This window comes from Pseudomonas sp. TJI-51 (assembly GCF_000190455.2).
Lineage (GTDB): Bacteria > Pseudomonadota > Gammaproteobacteria > Pseudomonadales > Pseudomonadaceae > Aquipseudomonas > Aquipseudomonas juntendi.
This window is the reverse complement of record NZ_AEWE02000005.1, coordinates 47,235-60,784: the sequence shown is the minus strand read 5'-3', so window position 1 is coordinate 60,784 and position 13,550 is coordinate 47,235. Positions and strand designations below refer to the sequence as shown.

Here is a 13,550-nt window from a genome sequence, read left to right as displayed (position 1 = left end):
GTCCGCTGCGCCATCTTCGTTTCAAGGTCCCTAGAACGCCTTGAAACAAACACGAGAGAAGCGATGATCCAATCGCTTTTTTTGTGCCTGCCTCGCGGCCCTCGTGCCCAAGGTCAGACCCAGTTTCAATCGGGCGCAAGCCTGAATGATACGCAGCGGTAGTTCAGTCGGTTAGAATACCGGCCTGTCACGCCGGGGGTCGCGGGTTCGAGTCCCGTCCGCTGCGCCATCTTCGCCCCAAGGCCCCATGAACGCCTTGAGGCAACGTCAAAGCGACCTTCGGGTCGCTTTTTTCGTTCTGGTACCTGGCTGTTATTGGCCTGGGCCCACATTTACACCAACCTTACAGGTTCTTCACCGACCAGTGGTTGGTGTGCTTGCCTGCTGTGTTGCACAATAGGCACCCTCTCGACATACCCGGAATACGCAATGACCAGATCTTCCGTCTTTGGTGCGCTCGGGCTGGCCCTGGTGCTGGCGGGCGTGAGCGGTTGTTCTTCGAAAAAAGCGGCCGTCTACGAGCACGAGAACTTCGCTGACTCGGGTACGTTCTCGCGCAGTTTCCCGGTAAGCGATGCCGGCTCTTGCGAGGCGGCGCGGCGCGCCTTGCTCAGCCAGGGCTACATCATCACCAGCAGCGGTGCCAACCAGGTAGTGGGCAACAAGAGCTTCCAGCAGAACAGCGAAAACCACCTGCAGATCAGCTTCAACGTTACCTGCGCGCCAGACGCGAGTGACGACCAGCACTCGACCATGTTCGCCAACGCCCTGCAGGACCGCTACGCGCTGAAAAAATCCAACACCTCGGCCAGCCTGGGCGTGGGTGTGCTGGGGTCGGTGTCGATGCCGATTGGCTCCAGCGACGACTCGATGGTCAAGGTCGCGAGCGAGACGGTAACGGCGGCGCAATTCTACGATCGCTATTTTGCCTTGGTGGAAAGTTACCTGCCCAAGCCGAAGAAGGTCAGCAAAGCCAAGGTCGAAGCGCCAAAAGTGGAAAAGCCGGCGGTTACCCTGGGGCTGCCGGAGCAAGCGGCGGCGAACCCGCTGGCACCGACCCCGGCGGCAGCAGCGCCGGCACCCGCTGCTGAAACTACGCCCGCCGCGCAGGCCGCGCCTGTCACCGAAACGCAGCCCGCGCCAGCAGCGGCTGCCCCAGCCACGGAGGCGCCAGTGGCACCCGTGGTGGATGACAGCCAAGGTTCGCAGCCGCTGGCACCGCCGCCCGAAGCAGCGCCGATTCAGGTGCAGCAGGAAGCGCAGCCGGCCGAGGCAGCCACGGCCACGCCTTGATGCTTTAGCAGTGCTGGCCGCTGGCGGGCCCTGTCATACCCACAAGGCCAGCAGCGCGGCGGCCAACGCAGGTGGCATCACCAGCGCACCCAGGCACAGAAAACGCCATGCGCTGACATGCTCCCCCTCCCTGCGGATCGCCACCAGCCACAACAGGGTGGCCAGGGAGCCGGTAATCGACAGGTTCGGCCCCAGGTCGACGCCGATCAGCAAGGCTGCAGTGGTTTGCTGGGGCAGCGCCATCAGCGAGCCCATGGACCCGGCGATCAACCCGGTGGGCAGGTTGTTCATCAGGTTGCTGGCGATCGCTACACCCACGCCGCCGACCCAGCTGGCGGTAACCGGTGTTTGTGCGGACAGGCTGGCCAGTGCCTGGGCGAGGCGTTCGATCAGCCCGGTCTGTGCAACGGCTTCGACCAGTATGAACAGGCCTGCCACCAAGGGCAGCACGCCCCAGGCCACGTGGCGCAGCACCGGCAGTGGGCTGCGCCGCTGCCACAGGTGGATCAGTGCCGTGGTCGCCACCCCGGCACAGAATGTTGGCAGCCCCAGCGCCCGGTCCAGTGCCGAGGCGCCCAGCAGCAACGCGCCGGTGACCACGATGCCCATTGCACACAGGCGGGCGCCAGTCTTCAGGGGCGCGCCGCTCACGCTCAGCGCCAGCGGTTGGCGGATCTGCCGGCGCTGAGTCACCCGCAGCACCCCATAGGTCAGGCAGATTGCGGCCAGGGAAGGCAGGCTGAACTGGCGTAGCCAGTCCAGCAGTGGCGGCATATGGCTGCCGAATACCACCAGGTTGGCAGGGTTGGAGATAGGCAGTACGAAACTCGCGGCGTTGGCGATGAAGGCGCAGATGAACAGGTAGGGCAGTGGGTCGGCCTTGGCGGCCTTGCACGCGGCATAGACTGCCGGGGTCAGGACCACGGCCGTGGCGTCGTTGGACAGGAACACCGTAACCAGCGTGCCCACCAGGAATACCAGGTCGAACAGCCGTTGCCCGGAACCCCGCGCATGCTGCACGGCATACCGTGCCAGCCAGTCGAACAGGCCTTCCTGACGAGCGAGTTCGGCCAGTACCATCATGCCGACCAGAAACAGGTAGACGTCACCGCCTTCGGCCACCGCGGCCAGGGCCCGCCGAGGCGTCATCAGGCCAAGGCCGACCAGCAGCACCGCCCCGCCCATGGCCCAGACGTACTCCGGAACGCGCCATGGGCGCAAAATGACGCCGCAGGTCGCCAGTGCGGCGACCGCCCAGATGATCAATGCACTTTCACTGACAGGCATAAGGCGCTCAGTTTCCGACCGGGGTGGGCAGTGGCGCTGGCAGGCTGCGCGGGTGCGTTTCTGGCAGCGCCAGCACTACCAGGATGAAGGCGACCCCGGCGATACCGGCCAGGGTCAGGAACGCCGCATCGTAGCCTGCAGCCTGCACCACCAGCCCGGCGATGCCAGGGCTGAGCGCGGCGCCCAGCCCGAACACCGCGGTCAGCGCGCCAAGGCTCACATTGAATCGGCCGGTACCTTCGGTCAGGTCCTTGACCACAATCGGGAACAGCGCACCGAAGATTCCGGCGCCGATGCCATCGAGCAGTTGCACGCCCACCAGCCAGAACGGGTTGTCAGACACCACATAGAGCGCCCCGCGAAGCGGCAGTATCAGGAAACCGATCAGCAGGAACGGCTTGCGGCCCCAGTGTTCGGCCTTGGCGCCTACCAGCAGCGCCATGGGCACCATCACCAGTTGCGCGGCAACGATGCAGGCGGAGGTCAGCGGGGTGGCCAGCTGCAGGTCGACCTGCGAGAGCTTCTGGCTGACCAGTGGCAGCATGGCCGCGTTGGCCAGGTGAAACAGCGCGCAACATGCGGCGAATACCAGCAGGGTCCGGTTGTGCAGCAGTACCCGTACCCCTGCAGGGGCGTCATCACCGCCAGGGCCATGCGCCAGGCCGCGAGCCACTTGGTGATCGATGGCCGTGGCAGGCACGCAGCTCACCGCCACCACACTGGCCACGGTCAAGACGGCCATAAGGTAGAACACCACCACCGGGCCGAACAGGTAGGCCAGGCCGCCGGCCAGCAGCGCCGAACAGGCGTTGCCAGCATGGTTGAAGGTTTCGTTGCGGCCTACCCGGCGGGTAAAGGCCTTGGGGCCGCTGATGCCCAAGGATATGGCGGCAATCGCTGGCGCAAAGATCGAGCCCGCCAGGGCACTGATGGTCTGGGTCAGGGCTACCCCGCTGAACGAGGAAATCCACGGCAACAGCAGGCAGCTGCCAGTCACCAGCAGCGCAGCGATCACCACCACGGCACGCTTGGCTTTGGTACGGTCGATCAATGCCCCTGCCGGGGTTTGCGCCAACAGTGCAGCAATGCCTGCCAGGCTCATTACCAGGCCGATGCTTGCCGGTTGCCATTGATGCACCGCCAGCAGATAGATGGCCAGGTATGGCCCAAGCCCGTCGCGCACATCTGCCAAAAAGAAGTTCAGGCAGTCGAGGGCGCCGTCGGGGGAAGCGGGAGAGCGTGGTTTGGCCAAGATGCAATCTCGAAAGGGATCATGGGGGGAGCGCACCCGCGGTGTGCGCCGGCCGTAACGGACAGGCACACGGCTTTGCCCAGGCCATGCTCGGTGGTCGTTATTCAATTGACAACTGGGTGTTGAAAAGCGCTCCGAATACCGAACGTGAAACATTCTTAATGGCTGCTTCACGCCGCAGGCGCTTCCCGCTTCGCTAGCATGCCGTGCTTTTACTGCGGAGAAAACTCCAGTGTTTCGAATGTTGTCCTGTGCTGCTGTATTAGCGTCTTCATTGGCCTGCTCGCTCGCCCAGGCTGCGCCTGCCGAACCGCCAACCCTCACGGTCCTGAGCTCCGGTGGCATCATGGGCGCAATCCGGGAAGTGGCGCCTGCCTACGAGAAGAAATTCGGGGTCAAGCTGCAGGTGCTGGCCGCGCCTTCCATGGGCGAAACGCCACAGGCCATTCCCAACAGGCTTGCCCGTGCCGAGCCGGCGGACGTTGTGCTGATGGTGGGTGCTGCCCTGGACAAGCTGGTGGCGGGTGGCCAGGCTGACAAGAGCAGCCGGGTCGACCTGGGCCAATCATTCATCGCCATGGCCGTGCGCCAAGGCCAGCCCAAGCCGGATATCAGCACCTTGCAGGGCTTGCGCGCCGTACTGCTCAACAGCAAATCCGTGGCGTACTCCGACAGCGCCAGCGGCGTCTACCTGTCCAAGACCCTATTCCCCGGCATGCACCTGGGTGCTGGCTTCGCGGCCAAGGCCCACATGATTCCTGCCGAGCCGGTAGGCGCTGTGATCGCTCGCGGCCAGGCTGAAATCGGCTTCCAGCAGTTGAGCGAGCTCAAACCCGTCAAGGGCATCGATATCGTTGGCCTGATCCCGGCCGAAGCCCAGAAAATGACCCTGTATTCGGGCGCGGTGGTCAGCAACAGCCAGCACCATGCCGCCGCGCAGGCGCTGCTCGACTACCTGGCATCGCCACAAGCCGACGCAGCGATCGAGGACAGCGGCCTGAAGCCACTGCCCCATTCGCGCGGTTAGCGGCAGGGGGCGGCGCCATCGGGCCTGCTAAAGGCTAAGATGCGCAAGGATAGCCCCCTATCGTTGAAAGAGAGCTGTATGGAGTTACGTCAACTTCGCTATTTCCTGAGTGTCCTGGAGCACGGCAGCCTTGGCAGGGCTGCGGTCGAGCTTGGCGTCGGTGCTTCGGCACTGAGCCAGCAATTGTCGAAGCTGGAAAGCGAGGTCTGTACCCGGTTGCTGACGCGCTCGAGCACCGGCGTGTCGCCGACTGCTGCGGGCCTGGCCTTCGAGTACCACGCGCGCCTGGCCCTGCGCCAGGCAGAGCACGCAGTGTTGGCCGCGCAAAGCGGCCGCATGAGCGGCTATGTCAGCGTGGGCCTGGCGCCGACTACAGCGTCGGTGCTGGGCCTGGCGCTGATCGACAAGATGCGTGAACGCTACCCCGACATCCGCCTGCACCTGGTGGAGATGCTGTCGGGCTACCTGGTGAACCAGCTCAACGCCAGGCACCTTGACCTTGCGGTGTTGTTCCAGGCAGAAGCGGGCCCGCGGCTGGATGTGCGGCCGCTGCTGACCGAGCGGCTGTTTGCACTCATCCCCGCCGCGCTGGTGCGCCCCGAATGGGGTGAATCGCTGACGTTGCAGCAGATCGCCACGCTGCCCTTGGTGATGCCCAGCACACAGCACGGCTTGCGCGCGACCCTGCGCGCGATCTTCGAGCGTGCCGGGCTGGAGGCCAACATTGTCATGGAAGTCGATGGCCTGTCGCTGCTGATGGATTGCGTTTGTGCGGGCCATGCCGCCACCCTGCAGCCGGGCGCCACGGTGGCCCGGGCGCACCAGGCGGGGTTGCGGGTCTATGCCATTGATGATGCCCAGGCGCAGCGCCGCAATGTCATGGTCAGCCTGGCCGACGACGAACTGTCACCGGCTGCACTGGCGACCCGGATCGTGCCCACCCTTTAGAAAAACTGAAGGCCCCCCCGGTGTCATCGCGTTTCGCCCCGCCCGGGCACTGATTAAAGTCCCTGGCCACGAGGAGCAGCCGACCATTCGGCGCTTCGTGATCTGGAGGCGAAATGATCGATGTGCTAGTCATCGGAGGGGGTAATGCCGCCCTCTGTGCCGCGCTGATGGCGCGCGAGGCCGGAGCCAGCGTGCTGCTGCTCGAAGCCGCACCCCGCGCCTGGCGTGGTGGCAATTCCCAACACACGCGCAACCTGCGCTGCATGCATGACGCCCCGCAGGATGTGCTGGTCGAGGCATACCCGGAAGAGGAGTTCTGGCAGGACCTGCTCAAGGTCACCGGGGGCCAGACCGACGAAAAGCTCGCGCGCCTGGTGATCCGTGCCTCTGCCAGTTGCCGGGGCTGGATGCGCCGGCATGGCGTGCATTTTCAGCCTTCCTTGTCCGGTGCGCTGCACACTGCCCGCACCAACGCGTTTTTCATGGGGGGTGGCAAGGCGCTGGTCAATGCCTATTTCCGCAGCGCCGAAGCGCTGGGCGTGCAGATACGCTACGACACGCCTGTGGCCGACATCGAGCTGGACAACGGCCGCTTCGTTGCCGCCCATGTGCCGGCGCGCCAGGTTCAGGGGCGCACCCTGCCGGGCGAACGTATCGAGGCGCGCAGTTGTGTGCTGGCGGCCGGTGGCTTCGAGTCCAACCGCCAGTGGTTGCGCGATGCCTGGGGGCAGAACGAGCGGGGCGAATGGCCTGCGGACAACTTCCTGATTCGTGGTACGCGGTTCAACGAAGGGGTGCTGTTGCGCCGCATGATCGAACAGGGTGCCGACACCATCGGCGACCCCACGCAAGCGCACATGGTGGCGATCGACGCCCGGGCGCCGCTTTACGACGGCGGCATCTGCACGCGTATCGACTGTGTGTCGCTGGGGGTGGTGGTCAACCGCGACGGCCAGCGCTTTTACGATGAAGGCGAGGATTTCTGGCCCAAGCGCTATGCCATCTGGGGCCGGCTGGTGGCTCAGCAGCCAGGGCAGGTGGGCTTCTCGATCATTGACCAGAAAGCCCTAGGTCGTTTCATGCCGCCAGTGTTCCCGGGCGCGCGCGCCGACACCCTGGAGGGGCTGGCGGCGTTGCTCGGTTTGCCCGTGCCGGCCTTCGTCGAGACGGTGCAGGCCTACAACCGCGCCTGCCGGGTCGGCAGCTTCGATCACACCCGCCTGGACGACTGCCACACCCAAGGCCTGCAACCGGTGAAAAGCCACTGGGCTCGGCCGCTCGACACGCCGCCTTACTACGGCTACCCGCTGCGCCCCGGCGTGACCTTCACCTACCTGGGGCTGCGCACCGATGAAACGGCGGCCGTGCATTTTGCCGGTCGGCCCAGTCCCAACCTGTTCGTCGCCGGCGAAATGATGGCGGGCAATGTGCTGGGCAAGGGCTACACGGCAGGTGTCGGCATGTCCATCGGCACTGCCTTCGGCCGCATCGCCGGCACCAGCGCCGCTGCCGCAACCGGCCACGACCATCCAGAACACGAGAACGACCATGACCGCGCAACTGCCTGAAGCACGCCAGCCCGTCGCCCAACCCGCAGCACTCGAACTGATACCTGCGCTGAACCTGGAAGAGCAGGAAGTCGACCGGCAAATGCGTATCTGCAATGCCTGCCGCTACTGCGAGGGCTTTTGTGCCGTATTCCCGGCAATGACCCGTCGGCTTGAGTTCGGCAAGGCCGACATCCACTACCTGGCCAACCTGTGCCACAACTGTGGGGCCTGCCTGCATGCCTGCCAGTACGCCGACCCCCACGAATTTGCCGTGAACGTGCCCCAGGCCATGGCCAAGGTGCGTGGCCAGACCTACGCCGAGTATGCCTGGCCGGCCCGCTTCGGCCGGCTGTATCAGCACAACGGCACCTACGTCGCCGTTGCCCTGTCGCTGGCCCTATCGCTGTTCCTGCTGCTGACCTTGTGGCTCAACGGCACGTTGTTGCCGGGGCGGCTGGCCGGAAACTTCTACGCGGTTTTCCCGCACAATACCCTGGCATTGATGTTCGGTGGGGTATTCGCGGCGGCGGGCCTGGCGCTTGGGGTGGCGGTACGTCGCTTCTGGCGTGCTGTAACGCCTGCAAACGCCCAGGCGCAACCCGCCCAAGGCGCTGTGCTGGAGGCAACCAGCGCGGTGTTGACCTTGAAGTACCTGGACGGTGGCCACGGCCAGGGCTGCAACAATGCCGATGACCGCTACACGCTGTGGCGCCGGCGCTTCCATCACATGACCTTCTACGGCTTCATGCTGTGCTTTGCCGCCACGGTCGTCGCTACCGGTTACCACTACCTGCTGGGCCAGCAGGCGCCATACCCGCTGCTCAGCGCGCCGGTGCTGCTTGGTACCTTGGGGGGTATCGGCCTGATCGTCGGCCCGCTCGGGTTGCTGGCGCTGAACCTGCGCCGGGCCCCGGAGCAGGGCGACGTCGCCCAGCGCCCCATGGACCGTGCCTTCATTCTGCTCCTGCTGCTGGTCAGCGCCAGTGGCCTTGCCTTGCTGGGCCTGCGTGATACCGCAGCAATGGCGATCGTGCTGGCGCTGCACCTGGGTACGGTCATGGCGCTGTTCATCACGTTGCCCTATGGCAAGTTCGCCCATGGGCTGTTCCGCTCGGCGGCCCTGCTCAAGTTCGCCATCGAGAAGCGCCGCCCCAACACCCTCGGCCTGGGCGGGGAATGACGATGAGTGCTGCCGCCCTGCACCCCTCGCTGCACCCAGGCCAACGAGAGGCTGACCGGTCAGCGGTTGGGCCACTTCTCCAGCAGGATCGAGACGAATTTTTCCGCCGCCGGCGACAGCGAGGCGCCACGCCGGTAGACCAGGCCCAGGGTGCGCGTGACCTCGGGTTCGGTCAGCGGCACGCTGACCAGCGTCGGGTGGTCGGCGTTGGGCATGGCCAGGCTGGGCATGGCCGACACGCCCAGCCCGGCTTCGACCATGCCCAGCGAGGTGGACAGGTGCTGCACTTCATAAAACCACTTGGGCCGCAGGTTGAGCCCGGACAGGGCGTGGTCCAGCAGCATTCGGTTGCCGCTCAGCCGGCCCACGCCAATCAGGCGGTAGTCGGCCAGTTCCGTCCAGGTCACGCATTCCCGGTTTGCCAGCTTGTGGTCGCGACGGCAAGCCAGCACGAAATGCTCCTGTACCAGCGAGACGAACTCGATGTCCGGGTGCTGGCCGCTCATCATGTTGATGCCGAAGTCGGCTTCACCGCGCAGCACGGCTTCAAGCCCGTCGTTGGCACTGAGGTCAAGCAGGCGGATACGGATCTTCGGGTATTGCTCGTTGTAGTCGCGAATCACCGACGGCAGGAAATAGAACGCGGCGGTGGGGATGCAGGCCAGGGTCACCTGGCCGGTCTGGCGCTCGGCCAGCTCGCGAATGCTCAGGATCGAGTCTTCGAAGTCATCCAGCAGGCGCCTGGCCTTGGGCAGGAAGTCGCGCCCGACACTGGTCAGGCTGACGCGACGGGTGGTGCGCTCAAGCAGGGACGTGCCCAACCCTTCTTCCAGCTTCTTGATCCGCCGGCTGAGCGCCGGCTGGGACAAATGCAGCGCTTCCGCAGCCTCGTGGAAACTGCCGAGTTCGGCGATTTTCACGAAAGATCGGATGTCTTGGAGTTCATATTCCATCTCGAATCGCTCTCTGGCCCCGGTGTTTAATTGATGCCTGGATCGGAATAATAACTACGATATTTGCATTGGATTGATTTATCCATCCCTGTCAATCTTGTGTCCACAACATCAATGATGTCCATTGATCAACAAGAGTGCGAAATCATGCAACGAATTCCTTGCGTACTCATGCGCGGTGGCACCTCCAAGGGGCCGTTTTTCCACGCCTGGGACCTGCCTGCCAACGTGGTCGAGCGCGACGAATTACTGATCAACCTGATGGGCTCCGGGCATGAACTGGAGATCGACGGGATCGGTGGCGGTAGCCCGCAGACCAGCAAGGTGGCGATTGTAAGCCCTTCGCTGCATGCCGACGCTGACGTAGATTACCTGTTCGTGCAGGTCATGGTCGCGCAGCGCAGGGTCGACACCGCCCCTAACTGCGGCAACATGCTGTGCGCCGTTGGCCCGTTCGCCATCGAGCAAGGGTTGGTCAAGGGCCAGGAAGGCAAGACCCTGGTGCGCATCCGCAACCTCAACACCGGAACGTTCGTCAACTCGCTGGTGGAAACCCCCGGCGGGATCGTGCGTTACGAAGGCCGCACGGCGATCGATGGCGTTCCGGGCACTGCCGCCCCGGTGCAGCTGACGTTCCTCGATGCGGTTGGCAGCAAGACCGGCAAGCTGTTCCCGACCGGCCAGGCCACCGACGTGATCGACGGCGTACCGGTCACCTGCATCGACATGGCCATGCCGATGATGGTGGTCGAGGCCAGCCAGCTCGGTGTCACCGGTTCGGAAACGCCTGCCGAACTCGATGCCAACGAAGACCTGCTCAAGCGCCTGGAAGCGCTGCGCCTGAAGGCCGGCAAGGCCATGGGCCTGGGCGATGTCAGCGGGATGGTCATTCCCAAGCCGGTGTTGGTTTCCAAACCGCGCTATGACGGCACCCTGCAGGTTCGCTACTTCATGCCGCACAGCTGCCACCGCGCGCTGGCCATTACAGGTTCGATCGGGTTGGCCACTGCCTGTGTCAGCCCTGGCACCGTGATCGGTGAACTGCTGGGCGAGGGCGCCGAGCAATTGACCGAAGTGCGCCTGGAACACCCAAGCGGTGGCATCGATGTGGCATTGTCGCGCACCGGCGCCGATGGCAAGACCATCCAGGCCTCGGTGGTGCGAACTGCCCGACGGTTGTTCTCAGGTTTCGTTTACGCCCCTACATTCCGCAGATTGGCCGGGTAGCTCTGGCAGCCGTTCAGCTCCAAACAATTGCAACAAGCGCATCCGCACAATTTCAACAATGGGTGATGCCTCATGAGACTCGCCAAATCGCTGTACTTTCAGATCCTCTGCGCCGTCCTGCTGGGCGTAGTGGTCGGCCACTTCTGGGCGCAACAGGCTGTTGCGCTCAAGCCGCTGGGTGATGCGTTCATCAAGCTGATCAAGATGATGATTGCCCCCGTGGTGTTCTGCACCATCGTCACCGGCATCGCCGGCATGACCGACAAGCGCTCCCTGGGGCGCTTGATGAGCAAGACATTGCTGTTGTTCCTGGGCCTGACCGTGGTCAGCCTGATGATCGGCCTGGCGGCGGTGCACCTGTTCCGCCCGGGCGTCGGCATGAACATCGACCCTGCGACCCTCAGCACTGCCGGGCTGAGCCAGTACGCTGCGTCGGCGGCCAAGCTCAGCGTGGTCGACTTCTTCATGCACATCATCCCGGACACCTTCATCGGTGCGTTCAACAAGGGTGAGGTGCTGCCGGTGCTGTTCATCGCCGTGCTCAGCGGTTTTGCCCTGTCGTCCATGGGCGAGAAGGGCAAGCCGGTACTGAATGTGCTGGAATCGGCCTCGACCATGGTGTTCCGCATCTTCGGCTACCTGATGCGCTTCGCCCCCATCGGCGCCTTCGGTGCACTGGCGTTCACGGTCGGCCAGTACGGCGTGACCTCGTTGGGTGCCTTGGCCAAGCTGGTCGGTACGCTGTACATCGCCTGTGCGTTCTTCGTGCTGGTGGTGCTCGGCGGCATCTGCCGTGCGTATGGCTTCAGCCTGTGGAAGCTGCTGCGCTACTTCCGCGAGGAATTCCTGGTAGTACTCGGCACGTCCTCCACCGAGCCGGTGCTGCCGCGCATGCTGGAGAAGCTGGAGAAACTGGGCTGCAAGAAGGGCGTGGTCGGGCTGGTGCTGCCGACTGGCTATTCCTTCAACCTCGACGGCACGGCCATCTACCTGTCGCTGGCCGCGGTGTTCATCGCCCAGGCCTGCAACATCGACCTGACCCTCGGCCAGACGGTGACCATGCTGGCGATCATGCTGCTGTCGTCCAAAGGGGCAGCAGGCGTGACCGGCAGTGGTTTCGTGGCCCTGGCCTCGACCCTCACCGTGATTCACGACATCCCGCTGGCCGGGCTTGCCTTGCTGATCGGTATCGATCGCTTCATGTCCGAAGCGCGCGCCCTGACCAGCCTGGCCAGCAACGCCGTCGCGACCGTGGTCATCTCCTTGTCGGAGAATGCCTGTGACCGGAAAACGCTGCTGCGCCGCCTGAACGGAATCCCGGCCGCTGCAGACGAAGCCGATACGGCACAGGCCGACTGGGCTGCGGAGCCTCGGCACCACGGCTGAACACCTTTTCCATCTGTCCTCGCTGACTTGAAATCCCACCCAGCACCCTGACGGTGCGGGTGGGGTAGGGGGCCGTCTGCCCTGCTGGCGGCCGCAACACAATAAAAACAAGAGAAAAAACCATGCTCGCACTCCTGGGCCTGATCATGGTGGTGACCTTCACCTACCTGATCATGAGTAAACGCCTGTCCCCCATCGTGGCGCTCACCGTCGTACCGATTGTCTTCGCAGTGATCGGTGGCTTTGCCCCCGACCTGGGCAAGATGATGCTCGATGGCTTGAAAATGGTGGCACCGTCAGCCGCACTGCTGTTGTTCGCCATCCTGTTCTTCGGCCTGATGATCGATGCCGGCCTGTTCGACCCGCTGATCCGCAAGATCCTCAAGCGCGTCAATGGCGACCCGGTCAAGATCGCCATCGGCACCGCGCTGCTGTCGCTGGTGGTAGCGCTGGACGGTGACGGCACCACCACGTACATGATTACCTGCGCGGCCATGCTGCCGTTGTACAAGCGCATCGGCATGAACCCGATGATCCTGGCCACGGTGTCGATGCTGTCGCTGAGCATCATGAGTGGCATGAGCCCCTGGGGCGGGCCGGCGACCCGAGCCATCGCCGCGTTGGGCCTGGACGCCACCGAATACTTCATCCCGATGTTGCCGACCGTGATCGGTGGCGCTGCCTGGGTGGTATTCACCGCCTTCCTGCTGGGCCGTGCCGAGCGTCGCCGCATCGGGAACATCGCCCTGGAGTCGGGTGGTGGCAATTGCTACATCAAGGAAATCCTTGGCGACGCTCCCTACAAGCGCCCACGCCTGGCCTATGTAAACCTGGCCCTGGTGATCGCCGTGATGACCGCGTTGGTCTTCGGGGTAATGCACGCGGCGATCCTCTTCATGATCGGCTTCGTCGCCGCGCTGATGATCAACTACCCGCAACTGGACTTGCAGAAAGAACGCATCCTCGCCCATTCGGGCAATGCCATGACCGTGGTATTGCTGGTATTTGCCGCGGGCATCTTCGCCGGTATCTTCTCGGGCACCAAGATGGTCGACGCCCTGGCGCAGACCCTGGTCGACTGGATTCCTGCCGCCTGGAGCCACTGGTTCCCACTGGTGGTGGCCCTGACCAGCATGCCATTGACCTTCGTGCTGTCGAACGACGCCTACTACTTTGGCGTGGTACCGATCCTGGCCAATGCCGCGACCGCCTATGGCATCGACCCGATTGAAATCGCCCGCGCCTCGGTGCTGGGCCAGCCGGTGCACCTGATGAGCCCACTGGTGGCCTCGACCCTGCTGTTGGTGGGGATGGTCGACCGCGACATCGGTGATTTCCAGAAAGCCACGGTGAAATGGGCGGTGCTCACATCGTTGGTGATCACTGCGCTGGCGCTGGCCACCGGTGCCTTGTCCTTCTTCGTCTGAACTGCTTCGGGCGCCGACCG

The 13,550-nt window shown here is 64.2% G+C and carries 11 protein-coding genes and 1 tRNA gene; 9 read left to right on the top strand and 3 right to left on the bottom strand.

Features of this window, described 5'->3' with window-relative positions; translation table 11 throughout:
* Window positions 1-152 precede the first annotated feature (152 nt).
* Both G1E_RS01270 and G1E_RS01265 read left to right on the top strand, forming a co-directional pair.
* Window positions 153-229, top strand: a tRNA-Asp gene (locus tag G1E_RS01270).
* A 200-nt stretch (window positions 230-429) separates the two neighbouring features.
* A complete protein-coding gene (locus G1E_RS01265) occupies window positions 430-1,293 on the top strand; it encodes a DUF2242 domain-containing protein (protein WP_009683772.1) in 864 nt (287 codons plus the stop codon).
* A 33-nt stretch (window positions 1,294-1,326) separates the two neighbouring features.
* Here G1E_RS01265 and G1E_RS01260 read toward each other — a convergent pair whose 3' ends face one another.
* Window positions 1,327-2,580, bottom strand: a complete 1,254-nt coding sequence (locus G1E_RS01260; RefSeq protein ID WP_047149566.1) for an arsenic transporter — start codon at window positions 2,578-2,580, stop codon at window positions 1,327-1,329.
* A gap of 7 nt (window positions 2,581-2,587) precedes the next feature.
* A complete protein-coding gene (locus G1E_RS01255) occupies window positions 2,588-3,832 on the bottom strand; it encodes an MFS transporter (RefSeq protein ID WP_009683769.1) in 1,245 nt (414 codons plus the stop codon).
* A gap of 232 nt (window positions 3,833-4,064) precedes the next feature.
* Between G1E_RS01255 and G1E_RS01250 the strand changes: the two genes are divergently transcribed.
* The 4 genes from G1E_RS01250 (at window position 4,065) to tcuB (ending at window position 8,537) form a co-directional block, all read left to right on the top strand.
* Window positions 4,065-4,859 (top strand): substrate-binding domain-containing protein, encoded by a 795-nt coding sequence (locus G1E_RS01250; protein WP_033690564.1) that lies wholly within the window; start codon window positions 4,065-4,067, stop codon window positions 4,857-4,859.
* Window positions 4,860-4,937: 78 nt separating this feature from the next.
* Entirely contained in the window at window positions 4,938-5,807 is an 870-nt protein-coding gene (locus G1E_RS01245) for a LysR family transcriptional regulator (protein WP_009683767.1), read from the top strand.
* Between the two features lie 113 nt (window positions 5,808-5,920).
* A complete protein-coding gene (gene tcuA, locus G1E_RS01240) occupies window positions 5,921-7,375 on the top strand; it encodes an FAD-dependent tricarballylate dehydrogenase TcuA (RefSeq protein ID WP_009683766.1) in 1,455 nt (484 codons plus the stop codon).
* Complete coding sequence (gene tcuB, locus G1E_RS01235; protein WP_009683765.1) at window positions 7,356-8,537, top strand: tricarballylate utilization 4Fe-4S protein TcuB; 1,182 nt, start codon at window positions 7,356-7,358, stop codon at window positions 8,535-8,537. The genes tcuA and tcuB overlap by 20 nt, the downstream gene beginning before the upstream one ends.
* Window positions 8,538-8,596: 59 nt before the next feature.
* Here tcuB and G1E_RS01230 read toward each other — a convergent pair whose 3' ends face one another.
* Complete coding sequence (locus G1E_RS01230; RefSeq protein ID WP_009683764.1) at window positions 8,597-9,490, bottom strand: LysR family transcriptional regulator; 894 nt, start codon at window positions 9,488-9,490, stop codon at window positions 8,597-8,599.
* A 147-nt stretch (window positions 9,491-9,637) separates the two neighbouring features.
* On the opposite strand from G1E_RS01230, the gene G1E_RS01225 reads away from it, so the two are divergent.
* The 3 genes from G1E_RS01225 (at window position 9,638) to G1E_RS01215 (ending at window position 13,530) form a co-directional block, all read left to right on the top strand.
* Window positions 9,638-10,717 (top strand): 4-oxalomesaconate tautomerase, encoded by a 1,080-nt coding sequence (locus G1E_RS01225; RefSeq protein WP_082416152.1) that lies wholly within the window; start codon window positions 9,638-9,640, stop codon window positions 10,715-10,717.
* 72 nt (window positions 10,718-10,789) lie between these two features.
* The gene (locus G1E_RS01220) at window positions 10,790-12,103 is read left to right on the top strand and encodes a dicarboxylate/amino acid:cation symporter (protein ID WP_009683762.1); all 1,314 of its coding nucleotides are present in this window, start codon (window positions 10,790-10,792) and stop codon (window positions 12,101-12,103) included.
* A 122-nt stretch (window positions 12,104-12,225) separates the two neighbouring features.
* Complete coding sequence (locus G1E_RS01215) at window positions 12,226-13,530, top strand: CitMHS family transporter (protein ID WP_009683761.1); 1,305 nt, start codon at window positions 12,226-12,228, stop codon at window positions 13,528-13,530.
* The last annotated feature ends 20 nt before the right edge of the window (window positions 13,531-13,550 follow it).

What these genes read in the sequence shown, in the direction of transcription:
- G1E_RS01265 (WP_009683772.1), top strand. Translation starts at nt 430, where the DNA reads ATGACCAGATCTTCCGTCTTTGGTGCGCTCGGGCTGGCCCTGGTGCTG.
- G1E_RS01260 (WP_047149566.1), bottom strand. Translation starts at nt 2,580, where the DNA reads ATGCCTGTCAGTGAAAGTGCATTGATCATCTGGGCGGTCGCCGCACTG.
- G1E_RS01215 (WP_009683761.1), top strand. Translation starts at nt 12,226, where the DNA reads ATGCTCGCACTCCTGGGCCTGATCATGGTGGTGACCTTCACCTACCTG.
- tcuB (WP_009683765.1), top strand. Translation starts at nt 7,356, where the DNA reads ATGACCGCGCAACTGCCTGAAGCACGCCAGCCCGTCGCCCAACCCGCA.
- G1E_RS01245 (WP_009683767.1), top strand. Translation starts at nt 4,938, where the DNA reads ATGGAGTTACGTCAACTTCGCTATTTCCTGAGTGTCCTGGAGCACGGC.
- G1E_RS01225 (WP_082416152.1), top strand. Translation starts at nt 9,638, where the DNA reads ATGCAACGAATTCCTTGCGTACTCATGCGCGGTGGCACCTCCAAGGGG.
- G1E_RS01230 (WP_009683764.1), bottom strand. Translation starts at nt 9,490, where the DNA reads ATGGAATATGAACTCCAAGACATCCGATCTTTCGTGAAAATCGCCGAA.
- tcuA (WP_009683766.1), top strand. Translation starts at nt 5,921, where the DNA reads ATGATCGATGTGCTAGTCATCGGAGGGGGTAATGCCGCCCTCTGTGCC.
- G1E_RS01220 (WP_009683762.1), top strand. Translation starts at nt 10,790, where the DNA reads ATGAGACTCGCCAAATCGCTGTACTTTCAGATCCTCTGCGCCGTCCTG.